This window comes from Rhodococcus erythropolis R138, assembly GCF_000696675.2.
GTDB classification, from domain to species: Bacteria; Actinomycetota; Actinomycetes; order Mycobacteriales; family Mycobacteriaceae; genus Rhodococcus_F; species Rhodococcus_F erythropolis.
The window spans coordinates 5871107-5885390 of the sequence record NZ_CP007255.1 but is presented as its reverse complement, the minus strand read 5'-3'; the positions used below and the strand labels follow the sequence as shown (position 1 = coordinate 5885390).

Annotated in this window: 11 protein-coding genes; 5 read left to right on the top strand and 6 right to left on the bottom strand. The window is 62.6% G+C overall.

All coding sequences use genetic code 11. The features are described 5' to 3' along the window. Window positions 1-87: 87 nt before the first annotated feature. On the top strand, window positions 88-1329 hold the full coding sequence (locus H351_RS27030; protein WP_029254538.1) for a bifunctional glycosyltransferase family 2/GtrA family protein: 1242 nt from the start codon (window positions 88-90) through the stop codon (window positions 1327-1329). Next, window positions 1326-3476 carry a glycosyltransferase family 39 protein gene (locus H351_RS27025; RefSeq protein WP_029254539.1) on the top strand — a complete coding sequence of 717 codons (2151 nt, stop codon included), beginning with the start codon at window positions 1326-1328 and terminating at the stop codon, window positions 3474-3476. Before H351_RS27030 ends, H351_RS27025 begins: the two co-directional genes overlap by 4 nt. Window positions 3477-3561: 85 nt before the next feature. Here the strand turns inward: H351_RS27025 and H351_RS27020 are convergent, their stop codons facing one another. The 6 genes from H351_RS27020 to H351_RS26995 all read right to left on the bottom strand — a co-directional run bounded on the left by H351_RS27020 (window position 3562) and on the right by H351_RS26995 (window position 9967). Next, window positions 3562-4866 carry an HNH endonuclease signature motif containing protein gene (locus tag H351_RS27020; RefSeq protein ID WP_059016385.1) on the bottom strand — a complete coding sequence of 435 codons (1305 nt, stop codon included), beginning with the start codon at window positions 4864-4866 and terminating at the stop codon, window positions 3562-3564. 70 nt (window positions 4867-4936) lie between these two features. Continuing rightward, window positions 4937-5584: an ABC transporter ATP-binding protein gene (locus H351_RS27015; RefSeq protein ID WP_029254540.1), complete on the bottom strand. Its 648-nt coding sequence runs from the start codon at window positions 5582-5584 to the stop codon at window positions 4937-4939. Window position 5585: 1 nt separating this feature from the next. Then, window positions 5586-6503 (bottom strand): oligopeptide/dipeptide ABC transporter ATP-binding protein, encoded by a 918-nt coding sequence (locus H351_RS27010; RefSeq protein WP_021333102.1) that lies wholly within the window; start codon window positions 6501-6503, stop codon window positions 5586-5588. Then, window positions 6500-7321 (bottom strand): ABC transporter permease, encoded by an 822-nt coding sequence (locus H351_RS27005; RefSeq protein ID WP_020906350.1) that lies wholly within the window; start codon window positions 7319-7321, stop codon window positions 6500-6502. The genes H351_RS27010 and H351_RS27005 overlap by 4 nt, the downstream gene beginning before the upstream one ends. Further along, a complete protein-coding gene (locus H351_RS27000) occupies window positions 7314-8348 on the bottom strand; it encodes an ABC transporter permease (protein WP_029254541.1) in 1035 nt (344 codons plus the stop codon). The genes H351_RS27005 and H351_RS27000 overlap by 8 nt, the downstream gene beginning before the upstream one ends. Continuing rightward, window positions 8345-9967 carry an ABC transporter substrate-binding protein gene (locus tag H351_RS26995; RefSeq protein ID WP_051636451.1) on the bottom strand — a complete coding sequence of 541 codons (1623 nt, stop codon included), beginning with the start codon at window positions 9965-9967 and terminating at the stop codon, window positions 8345-8347. Before H351_RS26995 ends, H351_RS27000 begins: the two co-directional genes overlap by 4 nt. 171 nt (window positions 9968-10138) lie before the next feature. Between H351_RS26995 and purD the strand changes: the two genes are divergently transcribed. From purD to H351_RS26980, 3 genes are all read left to right on the top strand, one after another. Continuing rightward, window positions 10139-11395, top strand: a complete 1257-nt coding sequence (purD, locus tag H351_RS26990) for a phosphoribosylamine--glycine ligase (protein ID WP_020906353.1) — start codon at window positions 10139-10141, stop codon at window positions 11393-11395. A gap of 152 nt (window positions 11396-11547) precedes the next feature. After that, window positions 11548-13206: a GMC oxidoreductase gene (locus tag H351_RS26985; RefSeq protein ID WP_029254543.1), complete on the top strand. Its 1659-nt coding sequence runs from the start codon at window positions 11548-11550 to the stop codon at window positions 13204-13206. Window positions 13207-13317: 111 nt separating this feature from the next. After that, window positions 13318-14151, top strand: a complete 834-nt coding sequence (locus H351_RS26980) for a helix-turn-helix domain-containing protein (RefSeq protein WP_029254544.1) — start codon at window positions 13318-13320, stop codon at window positions 14149-14151. The last annotated feature ends 133 nt before the right edge of the window (window positions 14152-14284 follow it).

Genomic DNA, 14284 nt, shown 5'->3' with positions numbered 1-14284 from the left:
ACCCCGAGATTAGCCCGCGTCCGGTTGCCAGGAAACTCCCAGGCTGGACGCAGGTTCGTCGGAGCCGGCCCGACAAATCTAGGACGCATGACGACAGAAGCCATGCAGACCGCGGGCAGCACGGACGCAGGGGAGCTTTCCGCGACGACTTTAGTGCTGGACGTGGTCGTCCCGGTATACAACGAAGAGGCAGGCCTGGAGACGTGCGTGCGGCGCCTGCGCCGGCATTTACGCACACAGGTGCCATTCTCTGCACGAATTACCATCGCGGACAACGCCAGTGTCGACGGCACGTTGGCGCTCGCGCGTTCCCTCGCCGAAGAATTCGACGACGTCCGGGTCGTCCACCTGGATGCGAAGGGCCGTGGTCGAGCACTGCGGCAGGTGTGGAGCGACTCCGATGCCGACGTGGTCGCGTACATGGACGTCGACCTCTCCACCGATCTCAATGCCCTGATGCCGTTGATTGCTCCGCTGCTCTCCGGCCACTCGGACATCGCCATCGGTTCCCGGTTGGCACGTTCGTCGCGCGTGGTACGTGGCCCCAAGCGTGAGTTCATCTCACGTAGCTACAACCTCATCCTCCGAAGCGCACTGCATGCTCGCTTCTCCGACGCCCAGTGCGGGTTCAAAGCCATGCGAGTCGATGTTGCGCGGCAACTACTTCCGCTGGTGGAGGACACCGGGTGGTTCTTCGACACCGAATTGCTTGTGCTGGCCGAGCGAGCGGGCATGCGGATTCACGAGGTCCCCGTCGACTGGGTGGACGATCCGGACAGTCGGGTGGACATCATTGCCACCGCAGTTGCCGACCTCAAAGGTGTGGTCCGCGTCGGGCGAGCACTGTCGACCGGTTCCCTTCCCTTGGCCGAGCTCAGGGCGAGTTTCGGACGTGAACCACTGGTTCCCGGAGTTCCGCGAGGAATGGTCGGGCAGCTCTCGCGCTTTGCCGTGGTGGGAGTCATTTCGACACTCGCGTACGCGCTGCTCTACCTCGCACTGCACTCGGTGATGGGGGCGCAGTGGGCCAATGCCGTCTCATTGCTGGTGACGGCAGTGTTCAACACCGCCGCCAATCGAGCCTTCACCTTCGGGATCCGCGGGTCGGAAGGATCCGCCCGTCACCAGATGCAGGGGCTGCTCGTGTTCGGGTTCGGTCTACTGCTCACCAGCGGATCGTTGTTCGTTCTCGACGTCATGGCGCCCGACGCGTCCAAGCACGTGGAGCTTGCCGTACTCGTCATTGCCAATCTTGTTGCCACAGTGAGCCGATTCATCGCGCTGCGCTGGGTTTTTCGCACTGCACAATCCGTAGGAGCCAATCGATGACCGCCACTGCAGAGACACTCGCCGCGCCGCTGCCTGCGCCGGAACCGCAGCGTCAGGTGCGCTGGGAACCGTGGGCGCTCGGAGTGTTGTTGGTGGGCACCGGAGTGGCCTACATCTGGGGCCTGGGCGCGTCCGGATGGGCCAACTCCTTCTATGCTGCTGCGGTCCAAGCAGGTTCGGTGTCGTGGAAGGCCTTCTTCTTCGGTTCGTCGGATGCTGCCAACTCGATCACCGTCGACAAGCCACCGATGTCCCTGTGGTTGATGTCGCTGTCGGTTCGCATCTTCGGACTCAATTCCTGGGCGATGTTGGTGCCGCAGGCACTCCTCGGGGTCGGATCGGTTGCGCTGTTGTGGGGAACGGTTCGACGGTATTTCGGTGCGGCCGCCGGCCTCCTCGCCGGCTTGGTACTTGCGCTCACACCCGTAGCGGCGCTGATGTTCCGGTTCAACAACCCGGATGCCCTGCTGGTGCTCCTGATGATCGCAGCAGTGTGGGCGATGATGCGCGCCGTGCAGGACGGTCGCACCCGCTGGCTGGTGTTGGTCGGTATCTTCTGCGGATTCGGTTTCCTGACAAAGCAATTACAGGTCATGTTGGTAGTTCCACCGCTGGCGCTCACCTATCTGATCGCCGGACCGCCGAAACTGGGTAAGCGCGTACTCCAACTGTTCGCGGCACTGGGCGGACTGATCGTCTCCGCCGGATGGTGGTTGGCAATCGTCGAACTGTGGCCGGCCGACTCACGTCCGTGGATCGGTGGTTCGCAGAACAATTCGATTCTCGAACTGACACTCGGCTACAACGGGCTCGGACGCTTGAGCGGCAACGAGACCGGAAGCGTCGGCGGCGGCGGAATGCGCGGTGCTGGTGATGCTGCGGCCGGTGCTGCTGCGGGAGGCTTCCCCGGAATGGGCGAGGCCGCAGGCGGTATGGCAGCGGGAGGCATGGCACCAGGTGGTGGCGCCGGTGGCGGTATGTGGGGGAGTACCGGCATTACCCGACTGTTCGAATCTGCCCAGGGCGGACAGATTGCCTGGTTGATTCCTGCTGCACTGATACTTCTGGTGGCTGGAATCGTGCTGCGAGGCAGGGCTCCCCGCGCTGACACACAGCGCGCTTCATTCATCGTCTGGGGACTGTGGCTGTTGGTGACCGGATTGACCTTCAGTTTCATGGCGGGAATCTTCCACGCTTACTACACCGTTGCGCTGGCGCCGGCGATCGCCGCACTGATCGGTTCAGGATCCGTATTCGCTTGGCGTCATCGTGACGTCCTCTGGGTTCGCCTCGTTCTGGCAGTGTCGTTGGCCGCAACCGTCGCGATGGCGTGGGTACTGCTCGGACGCTCGCCTTCGTTCGTACCGTGGCTTCGCTGGGCGATTCTGGTCGTCGGCATCGTCACAGCCGTGGCAGTGCTGATTCCGGCAGCGACGCGAGGTCGATTGGCTGTGGCAGTGATTCTCGCGGCGATCTTCACCGGTCTGGCGGGTCCGACTGCGTACGCGATCGACACGATCAACACTCCGCATACCGGTTCCATAGTTTCGGCCGGACCGAGCGTCGAAGGTGGAATGGGCGGGCCCGGCGGTGGCCGCGGAGGATTTGGCGGATTCGGCGGCACGGCTGACGGCGGGAACCGTCGGACTGACGGGGCAGGGACCGGAACGCCGGGAACGCCCCCTGCCGGAATGGGTCAGATGCCCGGTGGTGCAACAGCTCCGGGTACCACCACATCGACCACCGACGGAACGCGGGGTGCAATGGGCGGCGGCGCAGCCGGTGGTTTGCTTCAGGGCAGCACACCGGGAGCCGCGGTCGTGTCCACACTCGAAGAGAACTCCGACCAGTTCACGTGGGTAGCCGCGGCAATCGGGTCCAACAGCGCATCGGGTTATCAGCTTGCGACGCAGTCACCGGTCATGGCTATCGGAGGGTTCAACGGGAGTGATCCGTCCCCGACGCTCGCGCAGTTCCAGCAGTACGTGTCAGAGGGCAAGATTCACTTCTTCATCGCCGGCGGTGGGATGGGTGGCGGTATGAACGCCGAAGGCACCGCTACCGCCATCTCGACGTGGGTGACCGAAAACTTCACCGCCACAACGGTGGACGGAGTAACCCTCTACGACTTGACGGTTGGGGGCTGACCAACATGAACGCACGCCAGGTCCGCATCGGAGGTGCTCCCCCCGATGCGGACCTGGCGTGAAGTTATATGCCTGAGGTTCGTCCTCAGGTCTTGAAGGTGGTGTTCGCCGGCCGCGGGTGCTGCTGCGGGTCGATCGAGGGTGGTGGGATGAACCAGGGTTTGTTGTCGACCCCGATGCGGATCACCCATTTCCCGACGAATCCGGACTTGCGGTGCATCAATCGGTGATGTGAACGGCACAGCAGGACAAGGTTGTTCATCACCGTCGGGCCGCCGTTCGCCCAGTGCCGAATATGGTGCGCATCCGTCCACGCCGGCACACATGTGCAGCCCGGGAAGGCGCAGCCCTTGTCTCGGGCGATCAACGCCACTCGCTGCTCCGCGGTGACCAACCGTTTCCCGGGTTTCGCATCGAGCGGCGCGCCGTGATCATCGAGCAGAACAGTCGACAGGAAACAATCACAACCGAGGAGTCTGGTCTGGGATACCGACAGCGGCCCCAGCCAGGGCATGTGCCCGACATCGAGATCCGACACAGCCACTCCACCACCATCGGGCGAGGGTGCGGCGGCGCAGTCCCGATGCTCCGCCAAATCACGCGCGTTGATGTGCACGTTCACGTGCGGACGCTGACCACCATCCGTACCGGTCTTCGCGCAGTCCAGATAGCGGCGGATCAGTTCCGTGAACCCATCCGCCGTGCGTTTCGCCGCAGACCGAGAATCCGGAGTTCCATCCGGTGCCGGGGTGGGCATCGTCAGATTCGACAACGCCGACAACAACATTTCACCGGTGAGAGCATCGAAATCTCCGCGCACCACCACCCGACCATTCAACGTCGACGCGATCCGCAACTCATTCCGATCCACATCTTCCGCGGGCGGAATCTCATCGGACTCGAAGATTCGCTCCAAGGTCGCGATAACACTCCGCACCTTCGTGGTCGTCGCCTCCACACCGGATGCCGCAGCCAACAACAAGTCGATACAGCGAGGGAGCGCTTCGTCCGGCATCCCCTTCGGCGGTGATTCGCAGAACGCCACGATCAACACGGCATGATCGAACGAGCAGTCCCCGTCATCGAATCGGGCCGCCACTGCCGGAAGCGGGCGTAGCGCTGCACCGAGGGCGGCGATCTTCTTCCCGTCCCGGATTTGCAGCATCGTGTTCGCCGCCAACCACGAACCGACACCGCGGCTGGCGATCACCTGATCATCCGGCCGCATCGACAACTCGTCCACCACCGCCACCCGCACAGCCTCGAGACGAAGAATCTCCGCACTCGCCTCGATAGCGGCTGCACGCAACTCAGAAGCAGACAGCTGCCACAGGCGTCCGCGCAACCCCACCGCAGAACCCGAAACCACGTCCGACAGATAGACACTCATTGAATCCCCCGATCCCCTCCCCGAATCATACTCGAACATCCGTTCGAGTCAAGGGTGGATTTCGCAGGGGCTAAGCGCTAATACTGTCGAGGTCGTGGACCGCGTCGCAGCAGGCGCCGAGCAATTCGCGATCATGGCTGATCAGTAATACGCCGACGCCGGTTTCGGAGGCGCGACTCTCGATCAACCGAATGAGCGCGGCCGTCGTGGCGGCGTCGAGCATCGCCGTCGCCTCGTCGCAGATGAGGTATTTCGGTTGTTGCGCCAGCGATCTCGCTAGACAGGCGCGCTGCAGTTGGCCGTCGCTCACCTGGTGGGGTCTACGGGACAAGAGATCGGGAGTGAGGCCCACTTCTGCTGCCAGTGCGACCACATCGATTGTCCTACCGGCAATATCGCCGGGTTGACCGATGATCGAGGCGAGCGTCTGCCGAGGGTCGGTTGATGCGCGAGGTGACTGAAACAGCATGGACACCGTCCCGCGCAGTGCCGCGGATACCGAGAATTTGGTACCCACGACGGGTGATCCGTCGATTCGCACCTCGCCTGACCATGGTGCATCCAACGAGGCGAGAATCCTTGCAAGTGTTGATTTTCCGGTGCCAGAAGGCCCAGTCAAGCCGATCAGCCTTCCCGGCGGAATTTTGAGCGAGACGTTCTCGAGAACTGGCCGGTTGCGGTGGTAACCGCTGGTAATTCCCAGAGCTTGCAAACTCATGTCAGCCCACCTTCCGCAGCGTTCGGTACGTGCGGTCACCCAGTGTGACCAGTTCGGTCGGGCCACCGGATTGTTTCGACTCCGGGCGTCGTAAGTGGTAGACGCAGTCATCGGGGAGATCGGTGAGTTGCGGTGGTGATCCGGGCATAGGAGTCAAGCCTCGGGATGGCAAGGCGCCGAGCAGGTCTCGGGTGTAGTCGTGAAGCGGATCTTGGAACACCAGAGCCGCCGGACCGGTTTCCATGATGCGTGATGCGTACATGACGGCAAGTCGATCCGCGACATCGCTGCGGGTGAGTGATGCAAGGTCATGGGTGATGAGCAGGACAGCCGCCCCGGAGTCAGCGCACTCTCGAAGTAATCCCATGACGTGGTCGGTGAGTTCGCGGTCGAGGTTGGCGGTGGGTTCGTCTGCGACGATCACCGATGGATTCCCGGCCAGCGCACCGGCAATGGCAACGCGTTGCGCCATGCCGCCCGACAGTTCGTGCGGGTAACAGTCCAGGGCCGACGGTTCGAGTCCGACGCGAAGTGCCAAGGCGTCGCAAGTGTGATCGCTGCCGAGTGCGTCGATCGTCTCCTGTAGTTGCGATCGCGCAGTCCGGACGGGGGTGAGATGTGTTGCGGCGGATTGTGGAACGAGAGCCACGTGACGTCCACGGAACGCGGTGCCGGAGAAGACGTCGATCTCGAGGTCCGCTGTACCGACGGTGACCGTTCCGGTTCGAGAAGCATTCGGCGGCAACATGTTCATGACCGAGGTGGCGATGATCGACTTGCCACACCCGGATTCCCCGACAAGTGCGGTCACCGTGCCGGCTGGAACGTCGAGGTCGATGTCGCTCGCAGCGTGGACTACGGATCCTCCGGGCAAAGGGATCCTGACGGTGAGGGATTCGATGCGTAGGCCGCGTTTCACAGTCGTAGCTCCGAAGGTCGAGGGGGCGTGAGCATCGACCGCAGGGCCGAACCGGCAACTGCAACAGCGACGGTGGCGATCACGAGGACTGCGGCGGGGAATGCAAGAGTCCACCAACCGCCGAGGAGCAGAGAACTGCGTGCCTCTTCGAGAAGCGTCCCGAGACTGGGTTTGTGCGGGGGCAGACCGAAACCAAGGAAGGACAACGTCGATTCGTGCCAGACGGCGTGGGGCAGCAGGAGAACGACTGCGATCAAAGCCTGTGGCGCCGTCGCCGGCACGAGGTGGCGCATGATCACGTGACGTCGACTTGCTCCCGCGAGAATGGCGGCGTCGATGTAGGGACGCTCGCGCAGACTCAAGATCTCTGAGCGGATGATCCGGGCCACTTGGGTCCAGTGGGTCAGTGCGATCGAAAGCACGATGGCGGCAATGCTTCCACGGAACATCGCGACGATGACGATGCCGAGCAACAGGTGGGGGAGTGCGTTGACGGCATCGGTGCCGCGCATGACGAACCTGTCCACCCAGCCGCCGACCAGTCCGGCCGTAGTGCCGACGGCGACGCCGATCACCGTGGCGAGCAGCGCGCAGGCGAGTGCGATCAGAAGTGAGGTTCTGATGCCTGCAGCTATGCGCACGAATAGATCTCGGCCCGCCGAGTCAGTTCCGAACGGGTGATCGAACGACGGAGCCAGGCGAGCCGCCGAGAAGTCTGTGACTCGGTCGTCGACGTCGGCCAACCATGGGACCAACGCCGCGTACAGCGCAACGAGGATCAGCACGCCTAGGGCGATCTTGAAGCGTCGTTCAGCCATCGGTACTCACTCTCGGGTCGAGGACTGCAACGAGGACGTCGGCAAGCAGTGAGCCGAGCATGACCGTCAATGTCGTACCGACGGTGAGGAACGCGAGCAGTGCCATGTCGAGGTCACGGGCTGACGAGACGATGGCGCCGGCGATCCCCGGCCAACTGAACACCTCTTCCACCAGCACTGCCCCGACTATCAGCTCGGGCAACCGCACGCCGACGATGTTGACGAAAGGTGCCAGTGATGTGGGCAGTATGTGGCGCTTCGTGATGGTCGGCGTCGGGATACCGCGTGCTACCGCGCCGGCGACAAATCCCTCACTTTTCGAACCCACGACGGACTCTCGGACCGCAAGTAGGAGCCACGGCATTTGCGAAATGGCGAGCACCGTCACCGGTAGGACCAAGTGCCGGATCACCTGTCCCGGTGTGGGATCGGCGCCCCCGTCGGTCAGTCCGGCGACCGGGAGCCAGCCGAGAGTCAACGCGAAGAGCGCGATGGCACCCAGCGACAAGACAAACGGCGGAAGTCCTTGGACTACGACGCTCAGCCCTGACACGGTCTTGTCCAGGAATCCTCCACTGCGGATTCCGGCGAGAACACCGAGTGTCAGCGAGGCGAGAATCGCGATGAGGAGTGAGATCCCGACCAGCAGCAAGGTCCATGGCAGACGTTCGAAGATGACTTGGGAAACAGGCTGATTGAACGATCTGGAGATCCCGAGATCGCCGGTGAACACACCCTGGAGCCAATTCCAGTACGTGCTGTACCAGGGGTTGTCGAAACCCATCTGGTCGGCGATCAACGCTTTGTCCGCGTCGCTTGTCGTCATGTATCGCGTGCCGAGGTAGCCGACCAGTGGATCGAACGGTGAGATCGCGGCGGCTGCAAAGAGTCCCGCGGACACCACGGCGATGACCGGCACGATGAACAACACCCGCCGACCGACCATCGTGAGGATGGCCTTTCGGCGGGAGTTGTCACGGTGGCCCCGTGTCGGCCCCGCGTCTGGCCGAACGTCGACCGCTGTCATTGCCCTCGGGCCCACGTCTGCAGTGACCACCATGGACCCCAGGTCACACCGTGTGAGTGTGGTTCGAGTACCGGTCCGGACATCTGCCAGTCGGAATCCTTCGACACGTACGTATGGTCGAGGAATACGAGGATGACAAATCCGGGATCTTCGACGTACGCCTGCTGTACGTCGCGATACGCGGCATCACGCGTTGCCTGATCCAGGCTGCGGCGTCCTACTTCCAAGCCGGCGTCGACTGCTGGATTGGAGTAGTCACTGGCGTTGTCGTAGATGCTGCCGACCCCGGGCGCGATGTACTTCGAGTTCAGCGCGTCGTACGCCTGTGTGTCGGGGTCGAAAGGTTCGTCGCCGCCACCGAGAAGCGTCGAATCCTGGTTGATGCGAGGGTCTATGCGGTCCCAGGAGAGTGCTTCGAGGTCCACCTCGATGCCGACAGCGAGAGCGTCGGAGGCAAATGCCTGAGCGAGATCGCGTCGAACGGTGTCGACGGAGTTGTACATGATCGTGAACTGTGCCCGCTGACCGTCTTTCGAACGGATTCCGTCGGCACCTTCGATCCAGCCCGCTTCGGTGAGTATTCGCTCGGCCTGGGTCGGGTCGTAGGCGAAGGTTGCGTTCGGGTTGTACGAATCGCCGTAGACCTCGGGGATCGGAGTGGCGGCGACGCGGCCGTGTCCGCCAAGGACGTTGTCGATCATCGACTGGCGATCGGCGGCGAGGTTGAGCGCCATCCGCACGGCTTTGTCGCCTGCCACGGGATTGTTCGTCGGGAGTGAGAGCCCGCGCCAGTCTGCTGACTGATGGGCCGTCACGGACATGTTGTCCTTGCCTGAGAACGTATTGGCAAGCAGTGGAGGGAGATTGGTTCCGTCGATCTCGCCGGACGCCATACGTTGGGCGCGGGTGTTGTCGTCAGGAACATAGAGGAGAGTGAGCTTCTTGATCTCCGGCGCACCGTCCCAGTAGTTCTCGTTCGCCTCGAAGACCGCTCGATCCGGTGAGAGGTCGACGAGTGTGTACGGACCCGTACCAACCGGTGCGGTGTTCAACGGCGATTCGGCGGCAAGCCCGGGTGTCGCGAGGGACTCCGATGGAACCATGCCGATCAGCATCTTCGTCAGCAGTGGGGCATACGAGTAGGCGAGGCGGAACTCGACTGTGCTGTCGTCGACGGCCACGACGTCGCTGATCATGTCGTACGACGACCGCGCTTCGGAGGCGGAAGCGGGATCGAGGATCGCCTTGTACGTGGCAACCACGTCGGCGGCGTCGAAGGTCGATCCGTCGGAGAAGGTGACCCCGTCGCGGAGTTTGACCGTCCAGACTGTCGCGTCGGCGTTGGCCGTGGGCATCTCCGCGGCCAGAGACGGCTCGAATCCCGGCATACCGGTGCCTCCGGTGAGCCGGACGAGACCGTCGTACATCTTGGCCTCACCGGCAGCGCCGAACCCTGCGACCGGGTTGTAGCCGCCCAGTTCGTAGCCGTCGGCCAAGACCAGGCCGTCGTTGTTGCCCGAGGAGTCGGTGCCAGTCGGGCTACTGCACGACGTGATCAGAAGTGCGCCGATTGCGGCGGTTGCGGTGAGCGTCAGAACGCCTGGTTTATGGAGTTTCACGGGTGTCCTTTCCTTGGTGGACAGGTGTCCGAAAACATCTGTTCACCTATTCAGGTATTCATATGATCTCATCTCGAAACGGATATTTCGCACAAAGGTCGAACGCTGGGACCTTGGCCCCGTCAGTGGCACTCCGAGAGCGCTGTTATCGCAGGCCGTAGTCTGTTCCCCGTGCGCGTACTAGTAATCGGCTCCGGAGCCCGTGAACATGCCCTCCTTCTCTCTCTTGCTCGCGATCCAGGTGTCACGGCCCTGATCTGCGCGCCTGGCAATGCCGGGATCGCAAAAATCGCCGAGCAGCACCCCGTCGACGTCGCTTCTGGTGACGCGGTTACCGCGCTGGCCCAGAAGGTCGAAGCCGACCTCGTCGTCATCGGACCCGAGGTTCCGCTGGTTCTCGGTGTTGCAGACGCGGTGCGCGCAGCAGGTATCGCCTGCTTCGGGCCTTCGGCCGACGCCGCCCGCATCGAGGGATCGAAGGCTTTCGCCAAGGACGTGATGGCTGTCGCCGGCGTCAAGACCGCTCACAGCGAGATCGTCGACAATCCGGCCAAGCTCGACGAAGCACTCGACCGCTTCGGTCCCAACTGGGTGGTCAAGGACGACGGACTGGCCGCGGGCAAGGGCGTAGTCGTCACGACGGATCGTCTCGCCGCGCGCGATCATGCCGCTGAACTGCTCGAGACCGGGCACCCGGTTCTCCTCGAATCCTTCCTGGACGGTCCGGAAGTTTCGCTCTTCTGCCTCGTCGACGGTGAAACCGTGATCCCGCTGCTCCCGGCTCAGGACCACAAGCGCGTCGGCGACGGAGACTCCGGACCCAACACCGGCGGCATGGGCGCGTACACACCCTTGCCGTGGCTGCCAGACGAGATGGTCACGCAGATCATCGACGACGTCGTCAAGCCCGTCGCTGCCGAGTTGGTCGCACGCGGTAGCAGTTTCTCCGGCCTTCTCTACGCCGGACTCGCGATCGGTGTCGACGGCCCGGCCGTCGTCGAATTCAACTGCCGATTCGGTGACCCCGAAACTCAGGCCGTGCTTGCTCTCCTCGAAACGCCGCTGGGCGGTCTACTCAATGCGGCATCGACCGGAACACTCGATTCGGTCGGTCCGTTGCAGTGGCGCGACGGTTCCGCTGTCACGGTCGTGATTGCTGCCGAGAACTATCCGGCGACCCCCCGCACCGGCGACGTGATCACCGGAGCCGACGCTGACGGAGTCCTGCATGCGGGTACGAAGAAGCGTGAAGACGGAGCCGTCGTCTCGGCCGGCGGGCGTGTGCTGAGTGTTGTCGGAGTGGGCAAGGATCTGACCGAAGCGCGTGACGACGCCTACGCAAAGATCGCCGACGTCAAGCTTCCCGGCGGTCATTTCCGCACGGACATCGGACTCGGCGCCGTCGAAGGGCGCATCTCTCTTCCCTGACTCGTTCTTTCGGAGGGCCGGTGAACTTTCTGTTCATCGGCCCTTTTCATGGAAAATCAACGGTTCCTCGAAGTTACCCACGAGTATGGACTTCTCGTTCGGTTTCTCCCGGTATATCTCAGCGCGGGGGTCACGGAAAGAGAAGGGCACACTTGAGCATTCGCGCTGGATCCAACGAACGGCACGCACGTACCAATTCCACGCTCTCGCGTAGAAACTTCTTGGCAGCAACAGGATTAGCTGTGGGCGCCGCTGCGCTCTCGTCCTCGTGGACTACGGCCGCCGCTGCGCCCAGGCGAGCATTGAGCGACGGAGACCGTGTCCCTGCGCTCGTGATCGGCAGCGGGTACGGCGGAGCCGTTGCGGCACTTCGGCTGACGCAGGCCGGCATCGACACACACATGGTCGAGATGGGGAAGTCGTGGACCACACCGGGGTCCGACGGCAAGGTCTTCTGCCCGATGCTCTCACCTGACGGACGTTCCTTCTGGCTCAGAGACCGTACAGTTCAACCGGTTTCGCACTTCTCCGGCGGCTCGGTGGACAAGAACATCAGCCGCTACGTCGGCGTTCTCGACGCCGAGGACTTCGGCGGGATCAAGGTCTACCAAGGCCGAGGGGTCGGCGGCGGGTCGCTGGTCAACGGCGGCATGGCCGTCACACCCAAGCGCAACTACTTCGAAGAGATCCTGCCCGGGGTCGATTCCAACGAGATGTACTCGACGTACTTCCCGCGGGCCAACGCTGCGCTCGGGGTCAACAACATCGACCCGGCCTGGTTCGAGTCGACCGAGTACTACAAGTTTGCACGAACCGGCCGAAAGACCGCTGAGAGATCCGGTTACACAACAACATTCGTTCCGAATGTCTACGACTTCAACTACATGAAGCAGGAAGCTGCTGGTCAGGTCACCAAGTCTGCCCTGGTGAGTGAGGTCATCTACGGCAACAACGCGGGAAAGAAGTCTCTGGACAAGACATACCTCGCTGCGGCGTCCGCCACCGGCAAGCTCACGATCTCGGCGCTGCACGTCGTGACCTCGGTTGCGCCGGCCGCGACCGGTGGTGGCTATCAAGTGGTGATGAACCAGATCAACGAGCAGGGCAACACCGTCGGCACCAAGACGGTGACGGCGGACAAGGTCTTCTTCGCGGCCGGCAGTATCGGTACAAGCAAGCTCCTGGTCGCGATGAAAGCACAAGGGCAGCTGGCGAATTTGCCGGGTGCGGTTGGGCAGGAATGGGGGCACAACGGCAACGTGATGGTGGGTCGCGCCAATCACATGTGGGACGCCACCGGCGCGAAGCAGTCGGCGATCCCCGTGATGGGTATCGACAACTGGGCCGACGCATCGGCTCCTGTGTTCGCGGAAATCGCGCCCTTCCCAGCCGGTACCGAACTGTGGGTCAGCCTGTACTTGGCGATTGCCAAGAATCCGCAACGTGCTCAGTTTCAATTCAATTCGGCAACAGGCAAAGTCGGTTTGAATTGGCAGCGCTCGCAGAACCAGCCGTCGATCGACATGGCGAAGAAACTCTTCGACAAGATCAACAAGAAGGAAGGCACGATCTACCGGACCGACCTCTTCGGTCCGGTGCAGACGTGGGGTGACCAGTTGACGTACCACCCCCTCGGCGGTTGTGTGCTTGGCAAGGCGACCGACGGCTACGGTCGTCTGCCGGAGTACCCGGGACTGTATGTCATGGACGGATCCCTCGTTCCGGGCAATGTCGGAGTCAATCCGTTTGTCACCATCACCGCTCTGGCCGAACGGAATATCGAGAACATCATTGCGAACGACATGAACTAGAGCGGCGACTCGGGGTCAGGTGCGGTGGGATCAACTTCCTGCCGCACCTGCTCTGCGTGGGTAGCGGTTACAGTCACCTGGACAGACGACGGTCGATCCAGGGATGTAGACGTGAGGCGGACAAAATCCGAGGTCGACGGTGATTGGCTCCGGTGGGGCGTGCCGTCGAGCGACGAGCTGGTGGTATCCGAACACGAATTAGACGACGAGCCCGAAGGTTTGGTTCTGTGGGGTGGTGCGTCGAGTGCTGATCAACCGGTGACATGGGAAACCCACGCGCACCGATCGAACGAGATTCTGTTCCCGCGTTCCGGCATTGTGGTTGTTCGCTCGGGCGCCCAGATGTGGACGTTGTTGCCGGGACGAGGGCTGTGGATACCGGCACTGCATCGACACTCGGTGCGCGTTGCCGCGGGTGCGCAGTTCCTGACGGTGTATTGCGCTGTAGGGCAGGGGCCTTCGCTCGGTGATCGCCCGGTTGCGGTACACGGCACGCCGCTACTCTACGAGTTGTTTCTGCATCTGAGTGCTCGCGAGATGTCGGACGACGCGAGGCGCCGCGCCGAGCGAGTGTTCTTCGACCTCGTTGTTCCCGGCGACGAGCGCGGAGCGATGAAGATCCCCGATTCGGGCCCGGTCGGGCGGATTGCACGCGACCTGTTGTCCCATCCGGAGGACCCACGCAGTTTCGGAGACTGGGCGAACGAGATCGGCGTCAGCACCAGCACTTTGGCTCGTCGATTCAAGGTGGACACCGGCGTGAGTTTCGGTCAGTGGCGAGTACTGCTTCGGATGAACGTGGCGATGTCCCTACTCGGCCAAGGTGTTGCGGTCGCCGACGTGGCAGAGCAGATCGGATACTCGACGCCCAGTAGTTTCGTCGCCGCTTTCAAACAGTCCACCGGTGTCACGCCGATGGCATTTCGAAAGAACGCGGATCGTTGATCCGATTTCGACATTCTTTGACAAAACTCCGCGATTGCGTCATCCCCTGATCCGCTCTACCGTTAGCCATGTAGGCGAGGCTTACTTTACTTTCCGGGTTCGGGAGTTTCCCGAAACTCGCTCGACAGCATGG

Bases quoted from the DNA above. Each gene is read 5' to 3' on its own strand.
- H351_RS27030 (WP_029254538.1), top strand. From the start codon at position 88: ATGACGACAGAAGCCATGCAGACCGCGGGCAGCACGGACGCAGGGGAG.
- H351_RS27025 (WP_029254539.1), top strand. From the start codon at position 1,326: ATGACCGCCACTGCAGAGACACTCGCCGCGCCGCTGCCTGCGCCGGAA.
- H351_RS27020 (WP_059016385.1), bottom strand. From the start codon at position 4,866: ATGAGTGTCTATCTGTCGGACGTGGTTTCGGGTTCTGCGGTGGGGTTG.
- H351_RS27015 (WP_029254540.1), bottom strand. From the start codon at position 5,584: ATGAGTTTGCAAGCTCTGGGAATTACCAGCGGTTACCACCGCAACCGG.
- H351_RS27005 (WP_020906350.1), bottom strand. From the start codon at position 7,321: ATGGCTGAACGACGCTTCAAGATCGCCCTAGGCGTGCTGATCCTCGTT.
- H351_RS27000 (WP_029254541.1), bottom strand. From the start codon at position 8,348: ATGACAGCGGTCGACGTTCGGCCAGACGCGGGGCCGACACGGGGCCAC.